We start from the raw sequence: 3,553 nt of genomic DNA, 5'->3' as shown, positions 1-3,553 counted from the left end.
ATGGCTGCAGACACAGGCACAAAACGCATCGGGCGTGAATGTGATTGCCACTCTCAGAAATCAGGCGCCGTTCATCATTGAACACCGTTTTGGCAAAGGTCGCATTATCACCTGTCTCACATCGGCGGGTCCGCTGGTGACCAATGAAGGGGAACCCTGGAACTCCTGGGCGTTTAATCCGAGTTTTATCGTATTCCAACTGGAACTGCAAAAATATCTGGTTCAGTCCCGATCCCACGATCAGGCAGAAATTGTCGGCGATCCGATTGCGTTTTCGCTCGATGCCTCGGTCTTTTCGGATGAAATTCAAATTCAAACACCTGTTTCTCAGGGAGAGCGAACGATACGGCTGAAAGCCTCTCCCAAACAGGAAGCGGATGCCGCCGGCAATGGTCCATTGAAATTAGTGACTGCCTACCGCGAAACCGATCAACCCGGCGTCTATTCCGTACAACTGAAGCGGCAGGATCAAACGGTGGAACAACAAATGTATGCGTTTAATTTTCCGGTGACAGAAAGCAATCTGGAACTGGCCTCGTCCGATGAATTAATCAAAGAACTTGGCAACCAGTCGCAAATCCAGATTCAGGAGCCGGGAGAGTTCCAGTGGATTCAAGGGCAGGAAGCCGGGCGGGAAATCACCAATTCCATTTTAGTGATTCTGTTCCTGGTATTGATATGTGAACAATTACTGGCTTATCGATTAAGCTACCATCCCTCAATCGCGGGTGCAGCTGCATGAACTTTTTTTCTTCTTTGTCTGATTCATTGATCCTCGCCGCCGGCGAAACGACCGCGTTTCGTTCGATCGAGTATGATACGCCCGAATCAGGCTGGGGCTGGCTGTTACTGCTGGGAGGCCTGGCTGCGATCCTGGCGCTTTCGTTCCGGACTGCCTGGAAGGATTCCGTCCAACTGCCCCTGTTCTGGCGCTGCTGGCTGACCGGCTTGAGACTTTGCGTTTTAGCCGCCTTGATTGTCATTGTATTCAATCCGCACGAACGAACACAAAAAATGTCCTTTCGTCCGTCACGCGTGGCGGTGCTCGTCGATACCTCGCTGTCGATGAGGCATCCCAGTCAACTGGTCCCCGTCAACGCCAGCTCACCGGCCAGCCAAACGGTCCCCAGCCGCATGCAGGCCGTTGAAAAACTGCTGGCTGATTTACCGTTGATCAAAGACCTGCAGAAAAAACACCAGGTCAGTGTTTACACATTCGACCAGACTTTGACGGGCCCGCATCATGTCTTTCCCAAAGAACAGACAGCACAGAACCCGACTCCAGCGAGTGCAGAATCAAATGCGGAAATCAAACCCAAAACACAAATCGACTGGAACAGCCTGCTGCAGCCTCAAGGTCTGGAAACCAGACTCGGAGAATCGTTGGGACAGTTGATTCGGGAAATTAACGGTTCCACACTGTCCGGGATTATTATTGCCACCGATGGCGCTTCCAATGCAGGCACCGATTTAATCTCAGCGAATGAAGTCGCGAAAGAATCAAAAGTCCGCCTGATTACCCTCGGCGTCGGCAGTCCGACCAAACCGGCGAATATTCAGGTTTCCAAAATCATCGCCCCCACCGACGTCCAGTTTGGAGACGGTTTTGAAATCACCGCACTGCTGCAGGCGGTCGGGATGCCGGGACGAAACATCACTGTCGAATTATTGAAAAAGCTCAAGGGTGAAGCCCAACCAACCGTCGAGGAATCACGAGACATTTTGCTTCCGACCGAAGATGGGATTCCGCTGGATGTCAAATTCGAACGCACACCCAGCGAAGAAGGTGAGATCAGCTACCTCGTGCGGGTGCGGGGGAATCAACTGGCCCAGGATGCCAACGCGATGGACAATGAACTGGAACATAGCGTGAATGTTTTCAGCCGCCCCACACGCGTTCTGATTCTAGCCGGCGGCCCGATGCGAGACTATCGATTTGCCCGCACAATGCTTTATCGGCACCCATCCATCAAGTCCGATGTCTGGCTGCAATCAGCGTCCCCCGGCGTCTCTCAGGACGCCGACCAGATGCTCTATGAATTCCCCGATCGAACGGATCTGTTTGAGTATGACGTGGTCCTCGCATTTGACGTGAATTGGGAACTGCTCTCACCAGAGCAGATGCAAACCTTGAATGAATGGGTGGCCACTGGCGGCGGGGGGATTGTCCTGGTTGCCGGCGATGTGTTTACACCCAAACTCGCGCAGGACGCCGAACGGTTTCAACCGATTCTCGACCTGTATCCTGTCGCCATCAATTCGTTCGTGCGTGATTACCTGGATGAAGAAGCGGTCCAGATCCGCAGGATTGAATGGACTCAGGCCGGACTCGACGCTGGATTTCTGATGCTGACTGATGACCCGGCGACATCCAGAGAATTATGGGAAAACTTTCCCGGCATTTATCGCTGTTACCCATCCAACGGTGCCAAAGCAGCCGCCACTGTCTATGCCCATTTCCCAGATCCCAAAACACAGACCGAACATGGCTTCTCGATATTAATGGCTTCACAGTATTATGGTGAAGGCCGCTGCTTTTATCTGGGCAGCCCGGAAATGTGGCGGTTACGGTCGATTGAAGAAGATTATTATGACCGTTTCTGGACCAAGCTGATCCGGAATATCGGACAGGGTCGCACGAAACGAGGTACCAAACGAGGCACATTGATTCTCGAACGGGATGAATATCTGCTCGGCCAGACGGTTTCTGTGCGTGTCCGATTGCTCGATCCGGAATTTAAACCTTTGATTCAGGAATCGGTGCCGATGGAAGTCATCGACCCGCGCGGCAGACCGCTGGTTCCCAACCTGTTATTAATGCACGATCGAAATCGCCCGGGAGAATATGTCGCCAGCTTTCGCGCCAGTCTTCCCGGAAAATATCGCTTCCAACTGACCGTGCCAGCATCTAAAGGACAAGTGGTGGATGGCAGCCTCTCTGTATTACTTCCCCGCCTCGAAGATGAGGCGCTGAGTCAGAATGTCAAAGGGCTCAAGGAACTCTCCCGCGATACAGGCGGTGAATACCTTACCATTGATGAGGCGGAAAAGATTCCCGCACTGCTGCCCGATCAGGGAGAAGAATTTTTAGTCGACGAACGGTTGAAAACCCTCTGGGATCAGTCCTGGGTGTTCTTCCTGTTAGCCGGATTTTTATCAGCCGAATGGCTCACGAGAAAACTGTTTAAACTGTCATAAATCATCCTGTTGAAAATAATAAGATCACTGCCCTGTTTTGTCAGTGTGAAGCAAACGAATGAATGAACCTTCAAATTCAGCGATTCCTCAGGAAATCATCGATCTACTCGATCGGTTACGGGGAAAAATCCGTAAATACATTCTGCTGGAGGGTACCGCCAAACTGCTGGCTGTGGCCGGTCTGATTTTCTGGTTCAGTTTCATTGTCGACTGGGCTTACTTTCAACTCAGCCACCTCGAATTACCAGTCTGGTTTCGCGCCTCGTTCCTGCTGATTGCTCTCACGATAATCGTATTTCTGGCCGGTAGTTTTGTTCTCTTTCGCCTCATGAAAAAAATGAGACGCAAAGCGCTG

At 51.7% G+C, this 3,553-nt stretch carries 2 protein-coding genes and 1 pseudogene; all 3 read left to right on the top strand.

The window, feature by feature from the left end:
- Positions 1–742 (top strand): annotated as a pseudogene (locus Q0294_RS10985) (hypothetical protein); the annotation flags it as partial.
- The gene (locus Q0294_RS10980; RefSeq protein WP_299464783.1) at positions 739–3,198 is read left to right on the top strand and encodes a hypothetical protein; all 2,460 of its coding nucleotides are present in this window, start codon (positions 739–741) and stop codon (positions 3,196–3,198) included. The pseudogene Q0294_RS10985 and the gene Q0294_RS10980, both read left to right, overlap by 4 nt.
- A gap of 58 nt (positions 3,199–3,256) precedes the next feature.
- Positions 3,257–3,553: hypothetical protein (locus Q0294_RS10975; RefSeq protein WP_299464780.1), on the top strand; the 297-nt coding region annotated here is incomplete at its 3' end.

It is taken from the genome of uncultured Gimesia sp., from assembly GCF_937919775.1.
In the GTDB taxonomy this organism is placed as follows: domain Bacteria; phylum Planctomycetota; class Planctomycetia; order Planctomycetales; family Planctomycetaceae; genus Gimesia.
Note: the sequence above shows the minus strand (reverse complement) of the source record. Positions and strands in the feature narration are given on the sequence as shown.